21 protein-coding genes are annotated in these 19,105 nt (G+C 71.5%); 12 read left to right on the top strand and 9 right to left on the bottom strand.

Features of this window, described 5'->3' with window-relative positions:
* The coding region (locus H6G99_RS14645; RefSeq protein ID WP_502707691.1) for a photosynthetic reaction center family protein at positions 1-491 on the bottom strand (491 nt) is incomplete at its 3' end.
* A gap of 264 nt (positions 492-755) precedes the next feature.
* On the opposite strand from H6G99_RS14645, the gene H6G99_RS14640 reads away from it, so the two are divergent.
* Both H6G99_RS14640 and H6G99_RS14635 read left to right on the top strand, forming a co-directional pair.
* Complete coding sequence (locus tag H6G99_RS14640) at positions 756-1,052, top strand: hypothetical protein (RefSeq protein ID WP_353615229.1); 297 nt, start codon at positions 756-758, stop codon at positions 1,050-1,052.
* Between the two features lie 2 nt (positions 1,053-1,054).
* A complete protein-coding gene (locus tag H6G99_RS14635) occupies positions 1,055-1,480 on the top strand; it encodes a hypothetical protein (RefSeq protein WP_190612249.1) in 426 nt (141 codons plus the stop codon).
* Here H6G99_RS14635 and H6G99_RS14630 read toward each other — a convergent pair.
* Entirely contained in the window at positions 1,465-2,409 is a 945-nt protein-coding gene (locus H6G99_RS14630) for an aspartoacylase (RefSeq protein WP_094586648.1), read from the bottom strand. The genes H6G99_RS14635 and H6G99_RS14630 overlap by 16 nt on opposite strands.
* Before the next feature lie 60 nt (positions 2,410-2,469).
* Here H6G99_RS14630 and H6G99_RS14625 point away from each other — a divergent pair, with 60 nt between their 5' ends.
* From H6G99_RS14625 to H6G99_RS14615, 3 genes are read left to right on the top strand one after another with little or no spacing between them, the layout of a single operon-like run.
* Positions 2,470-3,462 (top strand): glutathione S-transferase C-terminal domain-containing protein, encoded by a 993-nt coding sequence (locus H6G99_RS14625; protein ID WP_190612248.1) that lies wholly within the window; start codon positions 2,470-2,472, stop codon positions 3,460-3,462.
* Entirely contained in the window at positions 3,459-4,133 is a 675-nt protein-coding gene (locus tag H6G99_RS14620) for a DUF2301 domain-containing membrane protein (RefSeq protein WP_190612246.1), read from the top strand. Before H6G99_RS14625 ends, H6G99_RS14620 begins: the two co-directional genes overlap by 4 nt.
* Complete coding sequence (locus H6G99_RS14615; protein WP_094586560.1) at positions 4,130-6,049, top strand: ABC-F family ATP-binding cassette domain-containing protein; 1,920 nt, start codon at positions 4,130-4,132, stop codon at positions 6,047-6,049. Before H6G99_RS14620 ends, H6G99_RS14615 begins: the two co-directional genes overlap by 4 nt.
* Here H6G99_RS14615 and H6G99_RS14610 read toward each other — a convergent pair.
* A complete protein-coding gene (locus H6G99_RS14610) occupies positions 6,023-6,511 on the bottom strand; it encodes a hypothetical protein (RefSeq protein ID WP_094586562.1) in 489 nt (162 codons plus the stop codon). The two genes, H6G99_RS14615 and H6G99_RS14610, sit on opposite strands and share 27 nt — an antisense overlap.
* A 189-nt stretch (positions 6,512-6,700) precedes the next feature.
* Between H6G99_RS14610 and H6G99_RS14605 the strand changes: the two genes are divergently transcribed.
* Positions 6,701-6,919 carry a Calvin cycle protein CP12 gene (locus H6G99_RS14605; RefSeq protein ID WP_094586564.1) on the top strand — a complete coding sequence of 73 codons (219 nt, stop codon included), beginning with the start codon at positions 6,701-6,703 and terminating at the stop codon, positions 6,917-6,919.
* A 66-nt stretch (positions 6,920-6,985) separates the two neighbouring features.
* Here the strand turns inward: H6G99_RS14605 and cgtA are convergent, their stop codons facing one another.
* Positions 6,986-7,978 carry an Obg family GTPase CgtA gene (gene cgtA / locus H6G99_RS14600; RefSeq protein ID WP_094586566.1) on the bottom strand — a complete coding sequence of 331 codons (993 nt, stop codon included), beginning with the start codon at positions 7,976-7,978 and terminating at the stop codon, positions 6,986-6,988.
* A 64-nt stretch (positions 7,979-8,042) separates the two neighbouring features.
* Here cgtA and H6G99_RS14595 point away from each other — a divergent pair, with 64 nt between their 5' ends.
* A complete protein-coding gene (locus H6G99_RS14595; protein ID WP_094586568.1) occupies positions 8,043-9,281 on the top strand; it encodes an ABC transporter ATP-binding protein in 1,239 nt (412 codons plus the stop codon).
* 30 nt (positions 9,282-9,311) lie between these two features.
* Here H6G99_RS14595 and H6G99_RS14590 read toward each other — a convergent pair whose 3' ends face one another.
* The 4 genes from H6G99_RS14590 to H6G99_RS14575 form a co-directional block, all read right to left on the bottom strand.
* Entirely contained in the window at positions 9,312-11,723 is a 2,412-nt protein-coding gene (locus H6G99_RS14590; RefSeq protein WP_502707692.1) for an endonuclease MutS2, read from the bottom strand.
* A gap of 11 nt (positions 11,724-11,734) precedes the next feature.
* Complete coding sequence (locus H6G99_RS14585; protein WP_190612243.1) at positions 11,735-12,166, bottom strand: VOC family protein; 432 nt, start codon at positions 12,164-12,166, stop codon at positions 11,735-11,737.
* A 45-nt stretch (positions 12,167-12,211) separates the two neighbouring features.
* The gene (gene hemB / locus H6G99_RS14580) at positions 12,212-13,213 is read right to left on the bottom strand and encodes a porphobilinogen synthase (protein ID WP_190612241.1); all 1,002 of its coding nucleotides are present in this window, start codon (positions 13,211-13,213) and stop codon (positions 12,212-12,214) included.
* Positions 13,214-13,283: 70 nt separating this feature from the next.
* The gene (locus tag H6G99_RS14575) at positions 13,284-14,258 is read right to left on the bottom strand and encodes a J domain-containing protein (RefSeq protein ID WP_190612240.1); all 975 of its coding nucleotides are present in this window, start codon (positions 14,256-14,258) and stop codon (positions 13,284-13,286) included.
* Between the two features lie 183 nt (positions 14,259-14,441).
* Between H6G99_RS14575 and H6G99_RS14570 the strand changes: the two genes are divergently transcribed.
* The 3 genes from H6G99_RS14570 (at position 14,442) to H6G99_RS14560 (ending at position 15,854) form a co-directional block, all read left to right on the top strand.
* Positions 14,442-14,915 (top strand): hypothetical protein, encoded by a 474-nt coding sequence (locus H6G99_RS14570; protein WP_190612238.1) that lies wholly within the window; start codon positions 14,442-14,444, stop codon positions 14,913-14,915.
* 83 nt (positions 14,916-14,998) lie between these two features.
* Positions 14,999-15,421: a PilZ domain-containing protein gene (locus tag H6G99_RS14565; RefSeq protein ID WP_353617257.1), complete on the top strand. Its 423-nt coding sequence runs from the start codon at positions 14,999-15,001 to the stop codon at positions 15,419-15,421.
* Between the two features lie 148 nt (positions 15,422-15,569).
* Positions 15,570-15,854: a DUF5666 domain-containing protein gene (locus H6G99_RS14560; RefSeq protein ID WP_094586582.1), complete on the top strand. Its 285-nt coding sequence runs from the start codon at positions 15,570-15,572 to the stop codon at positions 15,852-15,854.
* A gap of 28 nt (positions 15,855-15,882) precedes the next feature.
* On the opposite strand, the gene H6G99_RS14555 is transcribed toward H6G99_RS14560, so the two are convergent.
* A complete protein-coding gene (locus H6G99_RS14555; RefSeq protein ID WP_190612235.1) occupies positions 15,883-16,215 on the bottom strand; it encodes a hypothetical protein in 333 nt (110 codons plus the stop codon).
* Between the two features lie 119 nt (positions 16,216-16,334).
* Here H6G99_RS14555 and H6G99_RS14550 point away from each other — a divergent pair, with 119 nt between their 5' ends.
* A complete protein-coding gene (locus H6G99_RS14550) occupies positions 16,335-17,588 on the top strand; it encodes a hypothetical protein (RefSeq protein WP_190612233.1) in 1,254 nt (417 codons plus the stop codon).
* Positions 17,585-18,841: a mechanosensitive ion channel family protein gene (locus tag H6G99_RS14545; RefSeq protein ID WP_190612231.1), complete on the top strand. Its 1,257-nt coding sequence runs from the start codon at positions 17,585-17,587 to the stop codon at positions 18,839-18,841. The genes H6G99_RS14550 and H6G99_RS14545 overlap by 4 nt, the downstream gene beginning before the upstream one ends.
* The last annotated feature ends 264 nt before the right edge of the window (positions 18,842-19,105 follow it).

Here is a 19,105-nt window from a genome sequence, read left to right as displayed (position 1 = left end):
CCGAAGGGGTAGATCAGGAACACGGCGCTGGCGGCCGCCACGGGGGCGGAGTAGGCGACGCAGATCCAGGGGCGCATGCCGAGGCGGTAGGAAAGTTCCCACTCGCGGCCCATATAGGCGAAGACGCCGATCAGGAAGTGGAAGACCACCAGCTGGTAGGGGCCACCGTTGTACAGCCACTCGTCGAGGCTGGCGGCTTCCCAGATGGGGTAGAAGTGCAGGCCGATGGCGTTGCTGGAAGGAACAACGGCGCCGGAGATGATGTTGTTGCCGTACATCAGGGAGCCGGCGACGGGCTCACGGATGCCATCGATGTCGACGGGGGGCGCCGCGATGAAGGCGACGATGAAGCAGATAGTGGCGGCCAGCAGGGTGGGGATCATCAGCACACCGAACCAACCGACGTAGAGGCGGTTGTTGGTGGAGGTGACCCACTCACAGAACTGGTTCCACACCGAAGCGCCGGAGCGCTGCTGGAGAGTGGCGGTCATGAGTGCATGAAAGAGTGCCGTCAGGCGTAAGGGCTTTCGCGCCGGCCGTGGGCGTAAGGAAGGGCGACGGATCGCCTCAAGTCAATGTAACAGACCATTGCGGCGTGTGAGGCGGTATTCATGAAGAAAAGATGAGCTTCCCGCCTGGCCTGCCCCCCCTGCCGCTGCTAGGAGGTGAGGTGCTCCGGTCATCTCGCCCTGCCGCCGATGGTCTCGCGTTCGTCGCTTCCTCCCCAGCCACTGCGTCGGCGCCTGCGCGGGCCGTTGCCCGCCCTGCTGCTGCTCCCCCTGCTGGCGGCCGGATGCCAGGGCCTGCCCAATCCCGAGAGCCGCCGCATCGACCAGCTCGAACTCAAGATCCAGCAGCTCGAGCAGCGGCTCAACAAGGCCGACCTGCGTCCCGACACCGCCGATCCGGCCGGCAAGCCCCCGGCCGGCGTGGTCAAGTCGCTGACCCTGCGCACCGACACCGAGGACGACCGGCTGCGCATCTACTGGGCCGACGGCAGCAAGACCGACCTCCCCTGCACCAAGGAACAGACCACCCTCGTCTGCGGATGACCATGACCTCCCCTTCCCTGCGGCCCCTGCTGGGCTGCCTGGCCCTGCTGCTGGCCGTCCCCCTGGTGGGGGCCTCCCCGGCACGGGCCCAGATGACCCAGGAGCAGGCCTTCCAGCGGGGCCGCGCCGCGAACCTGGCCCGGATGCGGGCCGAGGTGATCAACGGCGGCCTCGGGGTCTACCGGCCCGCGCTCTGCATGTACGAGCGCAGCGGCGGCAACTGCCTGGTGCGCGCCGATGCGGAGGGTTTCCTGTTCCGCTTCTACGGCGGGGTACCCGGCTGGGTCCAGCTCGGCCTGCCGCCGACCGTGGAGAGCGAGATCCTGATCTCCCCGGATGGCCGCAGCGTCCTGAACGTCCTCTACAACGGCGTGCCCCGCTCCCAGCCCGCCGCCGCCGGCCAGAGCCAGGCTCAGCCCGGGCTCTGAAGCTCCCGGGCCAGGTCCTGGAGCGCCTGGCCCCAGCCCGGCTCCACCGGCCAGGACTCCCGCCGGGTGAGGCTGAGGGCGATGCCCTTCTCGCCGTAGGCCGCCTCGTTGATGAACACGGCCCAGACGGGGCCGATCTCCTGGTCTTCCCGCGGGTGGAAGGGGATCGTGGCGCCCTCGGCCGTCAGGAACAGGGGATCGCCGGCGGCGATCGGCTGCCAGTCGCGGTTCTGGCGCTGGGGATGCACCACCGCCGCCGGGGAGCCGTCGCCATGGCGGGGCAGATCGAGGCTGCCCAGGTGCCGGTGCACCACCAGCCGGTCGGGCTGGCGCAGGGTTCCGCCGCGGGCCTCCGCCAGCACCTCCAGGGCCGCCTCCAGGGCCAGCTGGCTCTGCCGGCAGATCGGTTCCTGGATCACGCCCTGGGGCACCGGGCCCACCTCCACCACCAGCCCGCAGGGCCAGCGCTCCACCAGGTAGCCGGTCTGGGCCCGGTCCTGTTCATGCAGGTAGATCGGCAGGCCCAGGCGTCGCTGCAGGCCCGCCGCCAGGGCCAGATCGGCAGGCCGCCGGCCGTAGACCACCAGGCTGCTGCCCATGGCGGCGGTGGTGCTGTGCAGGTCAAGGGCCACCAGGCAGGGGGCGCTGCCGCCGGGCCCGTGGCGGGCCAGCAGCTCCCGGGCCCGCTCCAGTTCCCGGTCCCCCGGCCCGGGGGCATCCAGGCGGTCCGGCACGAAGCTGCGGTTGAGGTCCTGGTCGAGGTAACGCACCCCGGCGGCGTGGGCGGCGGGGTTGCCCAGCACCAGCTCCAGGGCGAGGCCACGGCTCTGCAGCAGGGCCGGGTGCCGTCGCCAGGCCTCCAGCAGCCAGGGCGCGTTGCGCTCGTTGCCATGGGTGCCCCCCACCACCATCACCCGGCCCGCCACCATCGCCTGCTCGCTCACTGGCCCCAGCCTGGCGCAGAGTCAGGGCAGCGAACCGTGATGTCCATGGCCCCGCCCGCTCCGCTGGTGCGCTCCGCCCGGCAGCTCTGGCAGTGCCAGTGGCGCCTGCTGATGGGGGGGCTCGGCCCCGCCGACGGCCAGGGCCGCTACCGGCGGCCGGCCGGGGCCTTCACCGCCCTGCCGCCGGTGCCGGAGGACGCCGCCGAAGCCGGCAGCCACGTGCTGATCGTGGGGCGAAGCTGCCCCTGGGCCCATCGGGCCTGGATCACCTGGAGCCTGCGGGGGCTGGCCCCGATGATCAACACGGTGGTGGTGGTTCCCGATCCGGACGCCGGTCGCTGGCGGTTCAGCAAGCCCTTCGAGGGCTGCGCGACCCTGCTCGAGCTCTACCGCCGCTGCGGCGCCGATCCCCGCGCCCGGGCCACCGTGCCGGCCCTCTATTCGCGGCGAACGGGGACGATCCTGGTGAACGAGAGCGCCCGCCTGATCGAGCTGCTCAACGCCTGGCCCGCTGCGCCCGAAGCTCCGGACCTGGCCCCGCCGGCGGACCTCCCGGCCATCAGCGCCTGGCGGGAGCGCCTGCAAGGGGATGTCAACGACGGGGTGTACCGCTGTGGCTTCGCCCGCAACCAGGCGGCCTACGACGAGGCCGAGGCGGCCCTGTTCGACACGCTGGAGGCCGTCGAGGCCACCCTCGCCTCCAGTGGTGAGGGTGGCGGCTGGCTGTGTGGCGGCCCTGCCCCGAGCCTGGCGGACGTGGTGCTGTTTCCCACCCTGATCCGCATGGAACTGGTCTATGCGCCCCTGTTCGGCTGCAGCCGCAAGCCCCTCTGGCAGCTGCCCAGGCTGTGGGACTGGCGGCGCCGCTTCCACGCCCTCGAGGGGGTGGCCGCCACCTGCTTCCCGACGGCCTGGCGGACCGACTACTTCGGGGCCCTGTTCCCCCTGCACCCCTCCGGCATCGTCCCGGCGGGACCGGACCTGGCCACACTGGTAGGCAGCCCGCCCCCGGCCGCCCCCGGCGCCCCCATCCGATGAGCAGCACCCTGGCCACCCCGGACGGCGCCGACCCCGTCTTCGAGGGGGTGTATGACACCTTCTCGATCACCGCCACCGACCGCCGCGAGGTGCTCGGCTACCGGCTGGCCCTCACGGCCGTGGCCCTCGGCCAGCTGGCCCTGCTGGCCCAGTGGCGCCAGCTGGGCCCCGACCTGCTCTGGCCCTGGTTGCTGGTGATGGCGGCCGGGCTGGGCCTGGCCCTGCGCTGGATCCACATCTACCTGCGCCCCCTGCACCGGGCCCTGCAGCTGTTCTGGCTGGCGGGCTGCCTGGGCGGGGTGCTGCTGGCCCTGCGGGCAGGACCGGGCCAGATGCTCCCCGCCCTGGCCCAGCAACCCCTCTGGATCCTGGCGGTGGGGCCCTACTTCGCCGCCCTGGCCGGCATCGGCTTCAAGGAGTTCTTCTGCTTCCAGCGCCCCGAGGCGATCGGGGTCACCCTGCTGCTGCCCCTGGCCCTGCTCGGCCGCCTGGCCGGGGTGCTGAGCCCGGCCACCACCGCCAGCCTGCTGGCCGCCGAGGCCCTGCTGCTGCTGGTGCTCTGCCTGCGCAAGTTCCCGATGCCGGCGGCGGCGGATGTGGGCGACAAGAGCGTCTTCGCCCACCTGGAGCAGCAGCGCCTGGGCCTGGTCGAGAGCGGCGACACCCCATGAGCCTGATCAGCCTGGTGGGGGCCACCAAGGACTTCGGCCTGCGCACCCTGTTCGCCGACCTCGACCTGCACGTGGGTGAGCGGGACCGGCTTGGGCTGATCGGCCCCAACGGCGCCGGCAAGAGCACCCTGCTGCGGGTGCTGGCGGGCCTCGAACCGCTGGATCGCGGCGAGCGTCGCTGCCATGCCCGCACCCGGGTGGTGCTGCTCGACCAGGAGCCCCGGCTGGATCCGGCCCTGACCGTGCTGGAGCAGGTGTTCGCCGGTGACGGGGAAGCCATGGCCCTGCTGCGGGAGTACGCCGGGGTGAGCCACCAGCTGGCCCTCCATCCAGAGGACGACCAGCTCCTGGCCCGTCTCAGCGCCCTGCAGCACCGCATGGACAGCTGCCAGGCCTGGGATCTGGAGCGCCGCTGCCGCGAGGTGCTGGAACGCCTGGGCATCGACGCGGCCCACCAGGAGCGGACGATCGGCGAACTCTCCGGCGGCAACCGGCGCCGCGTCGCCCTGGCGGCCGCCCTGGTGGCCGAACCGGAGGTGCTGCTGCTGGACGAACCCACCAACCACCTCGATGCCGAGGGGGTCGAGTGGCTGCAGAGCTACCTGGATCGCTTCGCCGGCGCCCTGGTGCTCGTCACCCACGACCGCTACCTGCTCGATCGGGTCACCCGACGGATCGTGGCGGTGGATCGGGGCGAGGCCCGCCCTTATGAGGGCAACTACGGCACCTACCTGGCCCTGAAGGCGGCCGAAGAGGAGGCCGAGGCCTCCACCGCCGCCAAGCTCAAGGGAACCCTGCGGCGGGAGCTGGCCTGGATGCGCCAGGGCCCCAAGGCCCGCAGCACCAAGCAGAAGGCCCGGCTGCAGCGCATCGATGCCCTGCTGGAGGCCCCCGCCCGCCAGGGGCGCACCAGCCTGGCGATGGCCGCCACCGCCCGGCGCATCGGCAAGCGGGCGATCACCGCCGAGGGCCTGGCGGTGGCCGTGGGGGAGCGCACCCTGCTGCGGGACTTCAGCTACGACTTCAGCCCCGAGGACCGGGTGGGGATCATCGGGCCCAACGGGGCCGGCAAATCCAGCCTGCTGGAGGTGATCGCCGGCCGCCGCCCCCCCAGCGAGGGCCTGCTGGAGCTGGGGGCCACGGTGAAGCTGGCCTACTTCGACCAGCACAGCGACGTGCTGCTGGCCAAGGACGGCAAGCGCAAGGTGATCGAGGTGGTGCAGGAGGCCGCCAGCCGGGTGCAGGTGGACGGGGTGGAGCTGACGGCCTCCCAGCTGCTGGAGCGGTTCCTGTTTCCCCCCGCCCAGCAGCACCAGCCGGTGGCCAAGCTCTCCGGGGGCGAGCGCCGGCGGCTGCACCTCTGCCGGCTGCTGATCGAGGCCCCCAACGTGCTGCTCCTGGACGAGCCCACCAACGACCTGGACGTGCACACCCTGAGCGTGCTGGAGGACTTCCTCGAGGATTTCCGCGGCTGTGTGGTGGTGGTCTCCCACGACCGCTGGTTCCTGGACCGCACCGTCGACCGCCTGTTCCACTTCGAGGCGGGCCGGCTGGAGCGCTTCGAGGGCAACTACACCAGCTGGCTGGAGCGGCGGGCCCAGGCCCCAGCCGCCGCCCCCGGTCCTGCCGCCGCCCTTGAGGCCACCCCGCAGGACACCAGGCGCGCAACGCCAGCGACCCAGGCGGCGGCCGGGCCCCGGCGACGCAGCTTCAAGGAGGCCCGGGAGCTGGAGCGCCTGGAGAGCGAACTGCCGGAGCTCGAGCAGCGCCGCCGGGAACTGGAGCAGCACCTGGCGGCCCCCAGCGGGCCGGACTACGCCCGGCTGGAGTCCCTGACCCACGAGCTGGCGGCCCTGGTGGAGCGGATCGCCGCCGCCGAGGAGCGCTGGCTAACGCTCAGCGAGCTGGCAGCCTGAGCGCCGGCGCCGGTGCGGGTGGGGCACCTCCAGGAGCCCCGCCCCATCCGCCATCCGGGGGGGAAGACCGCAGACCGGCCCGGCGGGCTCCGGCAGCAGCCAGGGCTGGCGCTGCACCCGGGCGCCCCGGGCTTCGTCCTGCTGCATCGCCGTCGGCTTGTAATCGTCCACGCTGCGGTGGGCCGCCATCTGGTCCCCCATGCGGCGCAGGTAGAGATCCTGGTACCACTGCACCGCGTCGGCCTGGAAGGCCTCCAGGGCCGCCTGGACGCTGGCGAAGCGCTGGCTGACGAGTCCGCTGGGAGCGCACTGTTTCCAGACCAGCACCTCCTCGAAGCCGAGGCCCCGGCGCCACTGGCGCTGCTCCGAGAGGTAGCAGTGGGTTTCGGGGCCGTTGATCCAGAAGAGCCGGCCGTGCTCGTCGATGAAATGCCGTTCCCGCCGCTTGCTGATGCGTGTCATGGGCCAACCGGGGCACTGTCCATTCCGCTGCTAGCCACGGAGGACCCTCCACCGCAGCCGCCGGCACCGGGTTTGCAACGCTCAGGCCCCGGCCGGGGGGTGTGAGGAGACCCACAGGAGACGGCGATCCCCCGGCCCCGACCGTATGGTGTCTGCGGTGAGTTCCGACCCGTGACGGCCGGTTTTTGCATGAAGACGATCGACGATCACATCGAGAAGGACAAAGTCGAGATCGAATCGGCCAAGGCCGACGGCAATCTCGGCAAGGTGCGCCACCTCGAAGAGGAGCTCAAGGCCCTCAACGAGTACAAGGAGCACCACCCCGAAGACAGCCACGACCCCAGCCCCCTGGAGGTCTACTGCGACCTCAACCCCGAAGCGCCCGAGTGTCGCGTCTACGACGACTGATCACGCGACGCTCCCAGATCACTCCACGCTGACCGGGGGTTTCCCCCGCGGGGGCCTGATCAGGTCTCAGGCGATGCCCAGCTGCGCCCACACCGCGGCCAGCAGGGCATCGAGTCCCTGGGATGCCGCCGCCGAGATCACCAGGGGCGGTTCGCCGGTGTGGGCCGCGATGGCCGCCACCAGCTCCTCGAGTTCGGTGGCATCACGGAGCTCCATCTTGTTGAGCACCACCAGGCGCGGGCGATCGCTGAGGCCGTGGCCGTAGGCGGCCAGCTCCTCCTCCACCACCTGCAGATCCGCCAACACATCCTCCGCACCCGCATCGACCAGATGCAGCAGCAGCCGGGTGCGCTCGATGTGGCGCAGGAACTCATGGCCCAGGCCGGCGCCGCGCGCCGCCCCCGCGATCAGGCCGGGGATGTCGGCGAACACGGTGCCGTCACCGCTCGGCCGCCGCACCACCCCCAGATTGGGCACCAGGGTGGTGAAGGGGTAGTCGGCGATCTTGGGCCGGGCCGCCGAGAGCACGGCGATCAGGGTGCTCTTGCCGGCATTGGGCAGGCCGATGATCCCCACCTCGGCCAGCAGCTTGAGTTCCAGCTGCAGCAGCCATTCCTCCCCCTCCTTGCCCTCGGTGAACTTCTCCGGCGCCCGGTTGCGGTTGCTGAGGTAGTGGGCGTTGCCCAGGCCCCCCCGGCCCCCGGCCGCCACCAGCAGCTCCTCGCCGGCGTTGGTGAGATCCCCCAGCAGGATGCCGGTGCGGCAGTCGCGCACCTCCGTGCCGCAGGGCACCCGGATCGTCAGGGTGGAGGCACTGGCCCCGCTGGAGCGATTCGGTCCGCCGCGGCGGCCATCGTCGGCGGCGAACAGGCGCCGGTACTTGAAATCCAGCAGGGTCTGGAGGTTGGCATCGGCGACGAGGAGCACGTCACCGCCGCGGCCACCGTCGCCACCGGAGGGCCCGCCGGCGGGGACGTACTTCTCACGACGGAAGGCCACGATGCCGTCGCCGCCGCGGCCGGCGCGCACGGCGATGCGGGCCTGATCGATGAACTGCAAGGAAGGGGTTCGGCCGGGGCTCGGATGAGGAACAACCCTAGGATCCCCCGGTTGCACCCCTGGTTTGGCCGAGGTCCGCTTCGAGAAGGTCGGCAAGACCTACCCGCCCCGTCGCGGCGGCAGCCCGGTGGAGGTGCTGCGCCAACTCGACCTGCACATCCAGGACGGTGAATTCCTCGTGCTGGTGGGCCCCTCGGGCTGCGGCAAGAGCACCCTGCTGCGGCTGCTGGCCGGGCTGGAGGCCACCACCGCGGGCGAGATCTACGTCGGGGAACGCCCCGTGAGCCGGCTGCGGCCGGCCCAGCGCGACGTGGCGATGGTGTTCCAGAGCTACGCGCTCTATCCCCACCTGAGCGTGGCCGACAACATCGGCTTCGGCCTGCGGCGCAGCCGCCACCGAAGCCTGCCCCAGCAGCTGCAGGACAGCCTGCACCGGGCCACCCGCGGATTACCGGCCCCCCTGCGGATCGACTCCGAGCGGGAGCGCCGCATCGCGGCGCGCATCGACGAGGTGGCCGCCACCCTGGAGCTGGAGCCGCTGCTGGAGCGCCGGCCCAAGGAGCTCTCCGGCGGCCAGAAGCAGCGGGTGGCGCTGGGCCGGGCCATCGCCCGCCAGCCGGCGGTGTTCCTGATGGATGAACCCCTCAGCAACCTGGACGCCAAGCTGCGCACCGGCACCCGCACCCAGATCGTCGAGCTGCAGCGGCGCCTGGGCACCACCACCCTCTACGTCACCCACGACCAGGTGGAGGCGATGACCATGGGTCACCGCATCGCCGTGCTCAACGAGGGCCGGCTGCAGCAGCTGGGCACCCCGATGCAGCTGTACCAGTGGCCCTCCAACCTGTTCGTGGCCCAGTTCATCGGCAGCCCGGCGATGAACCTGCTGCCGGTGGAGGTGGCCGGCTCCGCCCAGCTGCTGCTGGGGGGGCGGCGCTTCCCGGTGGAGGGTCCGATGGCCGACCTGCTGGGCGACTGGATCGGCCACCGGATCACCGGCGGCCTGCGGCCGGAGCACCTGCGGCTGGCCCCAGCCACCAACCGCAACCTGGCGGCGGAGGTGAGCCACTGCGAAGCCCTGGGCAACGAGCTGCTGGTCACCTGCCGGCTGCTGGAGGGCAGCCACCTGGTGCTGGTGCGGGCCACCCCGGACCAGAGCGTGACCGTGGGCCAGACCGTGCATCTCGATGTCGAGCCCACGGGCTGGCGCCTGTTCGACGGGCTCGGGTCGGCCCTGCTGCCGCCCGAAGCCACCACGCCGCCGCCGCGGCAGGAACCCCAGCTGCCCGCCATCAACCACTGAGCCATCAGCCAGCGAGGCGCTGGCAGGGCCTCACTTCACCCAGATGACGCTGCAGCCGGGGCCCCCATCCCCCTGCTCGGCATCGCTGACCCGCTCCACCCAGGCCAGGCCGGACAGCCAGTCCCGCAGGCCCCGCTTCAGCTTGCCGGTGCCGATGCCGTGGATCACCCACACCGGCCCGTTGGCGCCCCGCAGGCGCTCCTCCACCGCCGCCTCGGCCTCGTGCACCCGCAGACCGCGCACGTCCACCGTGTTGCCCTCGGTGCGCACCTCGGGCCCGCGGCTGCCCGGGGAACGGCGGCTGCGGATCCGCACCTGGGGCGGCGGCTCGGGGGGCGCCGGCTTCTCGCCGTGCAGCCCCTCGATGCCGGCCAGTTCCACCGTCAGCCGCAGCACGCCGCAGCGGACGGTGAGCTCGCTGCCGTCGTCGGAGATCGCCAGCACCTCGGCCGCCTTGCCCAGGGCCAGCAGCCGGATGCGGTCGCCGGCCTTGGGCCGCCAGCCGCCGTGGTCGCGCCGCTCCGGCAGGGGCCGGTGCTGCTGCTCGAGGTGCCGCAGCCGCTGGCCGGCCTGGCGGGCCGTCTCCCCGGCCACACGACCACCGACGCGCACCTCCTGGCCCACCGAGCGCAGCCGCCGGATCAGTCGCCGCACCTCCCCCTGCCCCTCCCGGATCGACAGCTCCAGCCGCTGGCGGCGCTGCTCCTGCAGTTCCGCCGACTGCTCCTTCTGCTGCGACCAGCGCTGCAGCAGTTCCTCGTGCAGCAGCTCGGTGCGGGCCAGCAGCGCCGCCGCCGCCTCGGCCGCCTCCTGCTGGCGCTGGCGCTCCTGTTCCAGCCCCTCGATCACCCGATTCACATCACCCTCGCCGCCCGGCTCCAGCTGGGCAGCGGCCGCCGCCAGCACGGCTGGGTCGAGCCCCAGGCGGGAGGCGATCGCCAGGGCGTTGCTGCGGCCGGGGATGCCCCACTGCAGCCGGTAGGTGGGCGAGAGGGTCTCCACGTCGAAGGCCACCGAGGCATTCTCGAAGCGGGGATCGGCGTACTTGAGCGCCTTGAGTTCGCCGAAGTGGGTGGTGGCGACGGTGAGGCGGGCGCGATCGGCCAGGTGGCGCAGCAGGGCGGCCGCCAGGGCGCTGCCCTCGGTGGGATCGGTGCCGGCCCCCACCTCATCGAGCAGCACCAGAGATGCCGGGTCCTGGGGCAGGGCCCCCAGAATGCGGGCGATGCGGCGGATGTGGCCGCTGAAGGTGGAGAGGTTCTGCTGCAGCGACTGCTCGTCGCCGATGTCGGCCAGCACCTGGCCGCACCAGGGCAGCCGGGGGGTGCCGGCGCAGGGCAGGAACAGGCCGGCGCGGGCCATCAGGGCCGCCAGCCCCAGGCTCTTGAGGGTCACCGTCTTGCCGCCGGTGTTGGGGCCGGTGATCGCCACCACCCGCAGCTCCGGGCCGACCCGGATGGTCACGGGCACCACCGGCCGGCCACCCTCGCGCCGTTCCTGCCAGAGCAGCAGGGGGTGGCGCAGGTCGATGAGCTCGAAGGGGGCGTCGGCCGAATCGGCCAGCTCAGGCCGCACCGCCCCCAGCCACTGGCCGTAACGGGCCCGGGCCAGGCCCGCATCGATCCGCACCAGCACCTGCTGGAGGTGGCCGAGCGGTTCGGCCTGCTCGCCCACCAGGGCGCTGAGTTCGCTGCGCACCTGGCGCTCCAGCTCCCGCTCCTGGCCCTCGGCATCGCGGATGCGGTTGCCCAGGGGAATCACCGCCTGGGGCTCCACGTACACCGTGCTGCCGGAGGCGGAGCTGTCGTGCACCAGGCCGCCCACCTGGGCGGCGGCCCCGGCCTTCACCGCCAGCACCGGCCGCCCGCTCCGCTCACTCACCACCGTGTCCTGGAGCAGGGAGCCGTAGCGGCGCACCAGCTCCTGCAGCCGGTCGCGCCGCTCGCCGCGCAGGGCCAGCAGCTGGCGCCGCACCGCCTCCAGGGGGCCGCTGGCCCGGTCCGCCACCCGGCCGCCCTCCTCCAGGCAGAAATGCAGCCGCTGCTCCAGCTCCGGCAGGGTGCGCAGTTCGGCCACCAGGGCGGTGGTGACGGGGCGCAGCTCCGGGTCCTCGATCTGGCGCCGCAGCCGCCGCGCCGTCGCCAGGGTGGCGGCCAGCGCCAGCAGCTCCTCACCGCCGGCGCAGCCGCCCTTGGCGCAGAGGGCCACCGTGGCGGCGATGTCGCCGGCCCCCTGCAGGCTCAGGCCCCCCTCGCAGAGGCCGTCGAGGGCCAGCAGCTCGGTGGTCTCCAGCAGCAGGCGGCGGCTTTCGGCCGGATGGTCGGGCAGGCCGAGGCCGGCGCAGTGGCGGCGGCCGGCGGCGGTGGCGGCGAAACCGGCCAGGTGCTCGGCCAGCCGGGGCCACTCCAGCAGCTCCAGGGTGTCCTGGTGGATCTCGCTCACAGGGGCTGCGCTCACCCCGCCGGTGCCAGGGAGGTGGAGATGGGGGCGGGAGCAGGGGCGGGGATGGCGGCGGCGCCCACGTTGGAGGGGATTCCGGCGGCGGGCTCGTAGAGCATCTCCAGCCAGTTGCCCTCCGGATCCTGCAGGTAGAAGGAGGCGGTGCCGTCGCGGTGGTCGTGCACCGGCCCCAGCCGGTGGCCAGCCGCCTCGAGCCGGTCGTGCACCGCGTCCACCTCGGCGCGGTCGCTGAAGTGGAAGGCGAAGTGGGGGCCGGCGGCGGTGTAGCTGGGGCTGAGCAGGGCGATGCCGTCGCCGTTGGCGGGCGACTGCATGTAGGCCCAGTCCTGGGCATCCCAGGTGAGGCGCAGCCCCAGCCCCTCGTAGAAGCGCTTGGCACGCTCCATGTCCTGGACCCGCACCGCCACGTGGCCGAGACGCGTCATGGGAGGGGGCAGCGACGGTTCATCGCACCATTCAAGCGGTGCGGCTCAGCCGTCGCGCAGCCACTGGGCGGCGTCGCAGGCGTGGTAAGTGAGGATGAGGTCGGCGCCGGCCCGCTTGAAGCAGAGCAGGGTTTCCAGCACCACGGCCCGCTCGTCGATCCAGCCCCGCTCGGCGGCGGCCTTGACCATGGCGTACTCGCCGCTGACGTTGTAGGCGGCAATGGGCAGCTCGCTTTCGCCCCGCAGGCGATGGATGACGTCGAGGTAGGCCAGGCCCGGCTTGACCATCAGGATGTCGGCCCCCTCCTGCTCATCGAGCAGGGCTTCGGTGAGGGCTTCGCGGCCGTTGGCCGGATCCATCTGGTAGGTGCTCTTGTCCTTGGGGATGGGCTTGCTGCTCACCGCCCGGGGGGCCGAATCCAGCGCCTCGCGGAATGGGCCGTAGTAGGCGGAGGCGTACTTGGCGGTGTAGCTGATGATCCCGACGTGCTCGAAACCCTCCTCGTCGAGGGCCTCGCGGATCGCCCCCACCCGGCCGTCCATCATGTCGCTGGGGCCGATCAGATCCGCGCCCGCCCGGGCCTGGGCCACCGCCTGGCGGCAGAGCAGGCTGATGGTCTCGTCGTTGAGCACCACCCCTTCACTGCTGACGATGCCGTCATGGCCGTCGCAGGAATAGGGATCAAGGGCCACATCGGTCATGATCGCCATGGCCGGATGCTCCTGCTTGAGCCGCCGGATCGCCCGGGGAATCAGGCCGCCCTCGTTGAAGCACTCGCTGCCGTCCTCGGTCTTGAGGCCGTCGGCCACCTTGGGGAACAGCACCACGCAGCGGATGCCCAGGTCCCAGGCCCGGCCCACCTCCGCCACCAGCCCCTCCAGGCTCCAGCGCTGGGCGCCGGGCATGGCACCGATGGGCTCGTTGGACGCGCCCTCGTGAACGAACAGCGGATAGATGAAATCGGCGGCACTGAGCTGGAATTCCCGCACCATGGCCCTCAGGGCCGGCGTGCGACGCAGCCGGCGGGGCCGATAGGTGAGCTCCATGGGGCAGATCTGACTGGCCGGATCCTACGGAAAGCCCTTCCGGCGCTTGGAGGGCGAAGGGGCGCGGCCCTCAGAGCAGGGCGGCGCTGATCCAGTCCTGGCGGGGGTCGACGCTGCGGGCCTGGCGCAGCTGCTCGAGCAGGTCCCGCTCCCGGGGGCTGAGGCTGTCGGGCAGCTTCAGGGTCGGGGTGAACAGCAGGTCGCCGCGGCCGTCCTTCACCGGCCAGCCCTTGCCCTTGAGCCGCAGGCTGCGGCCGAGGGTCATGCCGGGGGGCACCTGGATGGTGGCTTCGCCATCGGGGGTGGCCACGCGCACCTCGCCCCCCAGGGCCAGTTCGTCGAGGCTGAGGGGGAGCTCGGCCCGCAGCTGGTCGCCGTCGAGGCGCCAGACGGGATGGGGCTGGAGCTTGAGGGTGAGATAGAGATCGCCGCGGCGGCCGGTGCCGGGCTGCAGGTTGCCCTTGCCCTTCAGCCGCAGGCGGCTGCCGTCCTTGACGCCGGCGGGGATGCGCACCTGCACCCGCTCCTCGTTGACAGCCAGGGTGCGCTCACAGCCGCGGAAGGCATCGGCCACCGGCAGGCTGATGGTGGCCTCGGCATCGAGTTGCACCTGGGTGGAGCGCTCGGCGCCGGCACCACCGAAACCGGAGCCGAAGCCACCGGGGAAACCGCTGCCGAAGCCGAAGCCGCCGGGGGCGCCGGCCGCGGCGCCGCCACCGAAGCGTCCCAGCAGATCGTTGATGAAGTCGTCGAAGTTGCCGTAACGGCCGAAGTCGACATCGACCCCGGGGGCGCCACCGCCGCCGCCCATCTGGTTCCAGTACTGGCCGAACTGCTCGTAGCGGCGGCGCTTCTCGGGATCGGAGAGCACTTCATAGGCCTCGCTGATCTCCTTGAAGCGGGCCTCGGCGGACGCATCCCCGGGATTCACATCCGGGTGGTACTGGCGGGCGAGCTTGCGGAAGGCCCGCTTGATGCCATCGGCATCGGTGCCCCTCTCGAGACCCAGAACCTTGAAATAGTCGCGGTAACCATTCACGCTCATCTCGTCACGCTCATGTCGCCAGGGCGCCCGTCACCGTCGAACCTGGAAATTGTCCCAGTCCCGCCGCTGAATTCACAGGCCCGGGCAGGGCGGAAGCCCGTACGGCACCGGGTCCGGCCGGGGGTGTGGCCACTGGATGGAGCTGCGGGGGCGGCCTAGATTTCCGGCCTCGCCGACCCGCCGATGCTCCCCCTTTCCCCACCCCGGCCGCCCCGGAGGCCTTCGGCCCCGGCGCTGCTGCTGCTGGGCGGACTGTCCGCCCTGGCGGGGGGCCTGCTGAGCTTCAGCCCTCCCGCCCACGGCGGCCAGGCCGGCGGCTCCACCACCCCCACCCTCGGTGAGGCCCTGGCCCCCTCCGGCGGCGAGCAGCTGGCGCTGACGGAGCACCTGCGGCGGATCGGGGCCGTGTTCTACGGCGCCTGGTGGTGCCCGGCCTGCTTCCGCCAGAAGAGCCTCTTCGGCCAGCAGGCGGGGGACCGGCTGCCCTACGTGGAGTGCGACAAGACCAGCGAGGGCCGGGAACGCTGCCAGGCGGCGGGCATCAAGGCCTACCCCACCTGGGTTCTGGGCACCAGCCGGGTGGAGGGTGTGCAGACCCTGCAGGAGCTGAAGCGCTGGAGCGGCTTCACCAAGACGCCGGGAACGGGTACCCCCTGAGGGCGGGAGCGGAGCAGCGAATCACCCGGAAAACCACGTGTCCACTGACACACAGATGTCGAGGCACGAGGTAGACGGCATGAATGAATTTGGTAGAGTCCGTAAACCAGTTCCGCAGAACACTGAAACCCGTTCGAAGCCAATCTCCTCTCCCCAGGGACATGAAGGAGTCAAGACTTCCCGCTCGAGAACCCAAGTTTTCAGCGCCCTTTTTTCAGATTCTCATTAAAGTCGAGGTGTATTTTCAGGATCATTGCTATTCTGGCCATCTCTGGGATGTGAGCCGTTCCGGCGCCTGCATCCGCAGCTTTCAGGAGGTCCCCATGGGAACCCCCGCCCAGATTCGCTTCCACGATCCCAGCGACGAGGAGATCATTGAAGCCAGGGGCGAGCTGATCTGGATGAATCAGCTCAGGGGTGCCCACTACTCAGGGCTCAGGTTTGAAGAGGGTTTCGACATTTCCAAGACTTTTCTCAGACTGCTGATCAAGGCGGAGGAGCTCTGACGCCGCGAGTCTGAACTTCCGTGGGCGGAGGGATGTCCAGTCATGACTGGCGCCGGGGTGAGTCACATCCAGTCATCGAAGCCCGCAGCAACCACAGCGGTGAAATCCATACGATCCGGTGGTCCCAGTCGCTTGACGACAAGCAGCCATGAACCTGCTCCATCACACCCTCGCCGCCAGCCTCCTGCTCGGCACGGTCGCCACGCCGGTGCTGGCCGATTCCTCCGATTCCCTCAAGGGCAAGATCCAGTCCGTCGATGCCGGCCGACGCTCCTTTGTCGTCGGGGGGCAGACGCTGCTCACGAATGCGTCCACGGACTACGACGATGGCCTGAAGGCCTTCGCCGATCTGAAACCGGGGATGGAGGTGAAAGTGGAGCACTCCCAGCGTGGGGGCACCCGTTTCGCGAAGGAGATCGAGCTGGACGACTGAGGCCTCCCGGCCTGAGCCGCCCGCCTCGTCAGCGCCGGACCATTCCGGCGCCGGGCGCCCCGTAGCCAAGCCCGGGGCGAACCCCGGCCCCGGAGGCCGGCCCGCCGAGGCCACCGGGATTACCCTCCGGCCCCCGCTCCAGGCCCGCTCCGGCCTCACCAAAACCGGCCCCCGGCAACACCCCGGCGCCGGAGGCCGGCCCACCCGCACCGCCGGCACCGGCGCCGGGGGCCACCCCCACGCCGGAGGCCGGCCCGCCGAGCCCGCCCGGGTTGGGCCGGGCCTGGCTGGCGCCGGGGAGGGCCAGCGCGATGGCCACCACCGCGACGGCCGGAACGATGAGGAGCTGGCAGCGTTTCATCGCCGGTCATGCGCAGGAGTCCTCGTCCTAGCAAGGTCGGGACGCCTTGCCGCCAAAGGCACGGGTGGGGCCAACGGGGGCTCCTAGAGTCGTCCTTTGGGCCACGGTCCCTGCAGGCCATGAACCCAGCCCTGCAGGCCATGAACGGCGCCCTGCGGGTCCTGCTGCTGACGCTGCCGCTCAGCCTTCTGTCGGGCTGCGGCCTCGCTACGGAGGAGCTGAGGGGAACGGCCTATCTGGCCATCAGCGTCGAAGGTGACCAGCCGCTGACCAAGGCGATCCTTCAGGAGGAGGTCCTGCAGGCGCAGGCGATCGTGGCGGCCTTTCGCCAGCTGCACCCCCACGTGGCGATCGAAACCAACCTCCTGCGGGAGAGTGCCTTCATCGGGGAGGTGCGTCGCCGGCAGGCCGCCGGCTTCGGCCCCGATCTGATGCTGGTGGCGGGCTCCACCGCCCACGCCCTGGTGGAGGCCGATCTGGCCCGGGGCCTGCAGCTGCCCCAGGCCACACGCCGCCAGGTGGACGCCGATTCCCTGCAGCGGCTGGAGATCCCGCCCCGGGGTCTGGCGGGCCTGCCGATTCTGAGGCGACCGCAGCTCGCCTGCTACAACCGCACCCGGCTGGCCAGCAGCCCGACCAGCACCGACGACCTGCTCAACCAGGCCCGCGGGGGACTGCGGGTGGGGCTGGCGGTGGAATCGCGCAGCCTCTTCTGGAGCACGGGCCCCCTGGGGGCGGATCGGGCGATCATCGCCGCCGCCGCCGGGCGACCCCTGGCGGCCGGCGAACGGGAGGGGCTGCAGCGGTGGCTGGCCTGGCTCTCGGCCGCCAACTTCAACCAGAAGGTCTTCATCGAGCCGGACCAGGAAGCACTGGTGCAGGGTCTGCTGGAGCGGCGCCTGGACTGGATCCCCTGCAACAGCGGCAGCCTCAGCCGGCTGCGCGGCACCCTGGGGACCTCCCTCGGGGTGAGCGACCTGCCCGCCGGACCCTACGGGCCGCCGACACCGATCACGCGGCTGCGGGTGCTGGCCTTCGGCACGGACTCCACCGCCCGGCAGCGGCGCGTGGCGGAGGCCCTGGCCGTGTTTGCGCTGAACCCCTGGATCCAGAGCACCCTGACCACCGACAACCAGGACATGCTGCCCACCAATCGCTTCGTCCCGCCCTCGGCGCTGCACACCCCCGTGCTCAAGGCGATGCAGCGCTCCGTGCGGCAGGCCGACGCCAGCGACGCCATCGCCCGGCTGCTGCCCGCCGGCGATCCCCGCGACCGCGAGCTCACGCGCCTGGTGACGGCGGTGGCCTTCGGCGAGATCACGGCGGCGGAGGCCACCGGGGATGTGCTCAGGGCCCTGGCTCCCAGGCCATGAACGACCTGCTCGGCCAGATGATCGGCTGGCTGCCGATGCTGGGACGGCCCCAGGTCCTCCTCCAGCTCGCCCTGGTGGCCCTGGCCGTGGCGGTCAGCCGCCTGGTGGGCCGCCGCTGCGGGCCGGCCGGCCGATCAGGGGTGCTCGAACTCGGGGCCACAGGGGTGGTGGGCGGCCTCGGCTGGGGGCTGCTCACCATCGCCCGCCAGCCGACGGCCCTGGCCGTCCTGCTGATCACCCTCGTGGCCAGTCTGCAGGTGTCGGAGCTGGTGCTGCATCGGGCCGAGCGCTGGCTTCCCGAGGATCAGATTCAGCCGCTGCGCCATCTGCTGATCCGGCCGTTCCTGCTCGCCGGACTGCTGTGGACGCTGATCGAGCAGCTGGACACCCGCGCCGAGCTGGCCCTGATCCCCCTGGGCCGCTGGATGGGCGCCAGTGTGAATGTGGGCGACATGACGCGGCTGGTGGTGGTGCTCTACCTGCTGCTCGTCGCCTCAGGACCGCCGTCGCTGGGGGTGGCCTGGCTGCTGAAGCGGTGCTTTGCCCTGGAGCGGGTGAGTGCGCGCGCCATCGGCCTGATGGTGCGCTACGCGGTGATCAGCCTCGGAACCGTGGCGCTGCTGGAAACGATCGGCTTCAACAGCACCGCCCTGCTGGCCATCGCCGGGGGGCTGTCGGTGGGCCTCGGCTTCGGCATCAAGGAGGTGTTCGGCAACTTCGTCAGCGGCCTGTGGCTGCTGTTCGAAGGCTCCCTGCGGCCGGGCGACATCATCGCCCTGGACGGCGACTTCTGCGAGGTGCGCCGTCTCGGCCTGCGGGCCACCCGGCTCTGGCGCGACCGTGACAACGCCGAACTGGTGATTCCCAACCAGACCTTCTTCAACTCCAGCACGGTGGAATTCAGCGTCGGCCGCACCCGCTTCCTCACCCAGATCGCCATCAGCGTCGATGCCGGCCAGCCCGCAGGCACGATCCTGGCCCTGCTGGAGGAGATCGCCGCCGCCGTGCCGGGCGTGGAGAGCCATCCGCCTCCGAAGGCCTACCTGCAGGGGGTGGGGGACCGCGGCGGCGATTACGTGGTCAAGTTCTGGATCCACAGTCCGTTCGCCAACCGACGGATCTGCAGCGCCGTCGTCGCGGCGGCCATGGAGCGGTTCCGGGAGCTGGGCATCAGCCTGCCCTTCCCCCATCTGATCGTGGAGCGCGCCCGCGACCCGAGCTCAGAGCCTCCGAGCCCTGAACCGCCCGGGTGAGTCTCCGGAGGATGGGAAGGGCCCTTCCAGGCCCCATGGGTCATTTGGGTGACAAGGCTGACCTCACCCCGTCTCCGTTAAGAGTGTCAGGCAGCCACGGGGGCGGCTTGACGGGAGAAACGAACGATGTTGTTCGCTGTTACGGGTTCGCTCTTACCGAGCAGGCTTCAGTCACCCTCCTCATGCCCCGTCGAAACCATTGCAGCCCCGGGATGACGCACCGCCGGCGGGGCGGTGGGTCGGGGGAATGGAGCTGAGCGGAAT

The organism is Synechococcus sp. FACHB-909 (assembly GCF_014698945.1).
Taxonomy (GTDB): domain Bacteria; phylum Cyanobacteriota; class Cyanobacteriia; order PCC-6307; family Cyanobiaceae; genus Cyanobium.
This window is presented reverse-complemented; position numbering and strand designations above follow the sequence as displayed.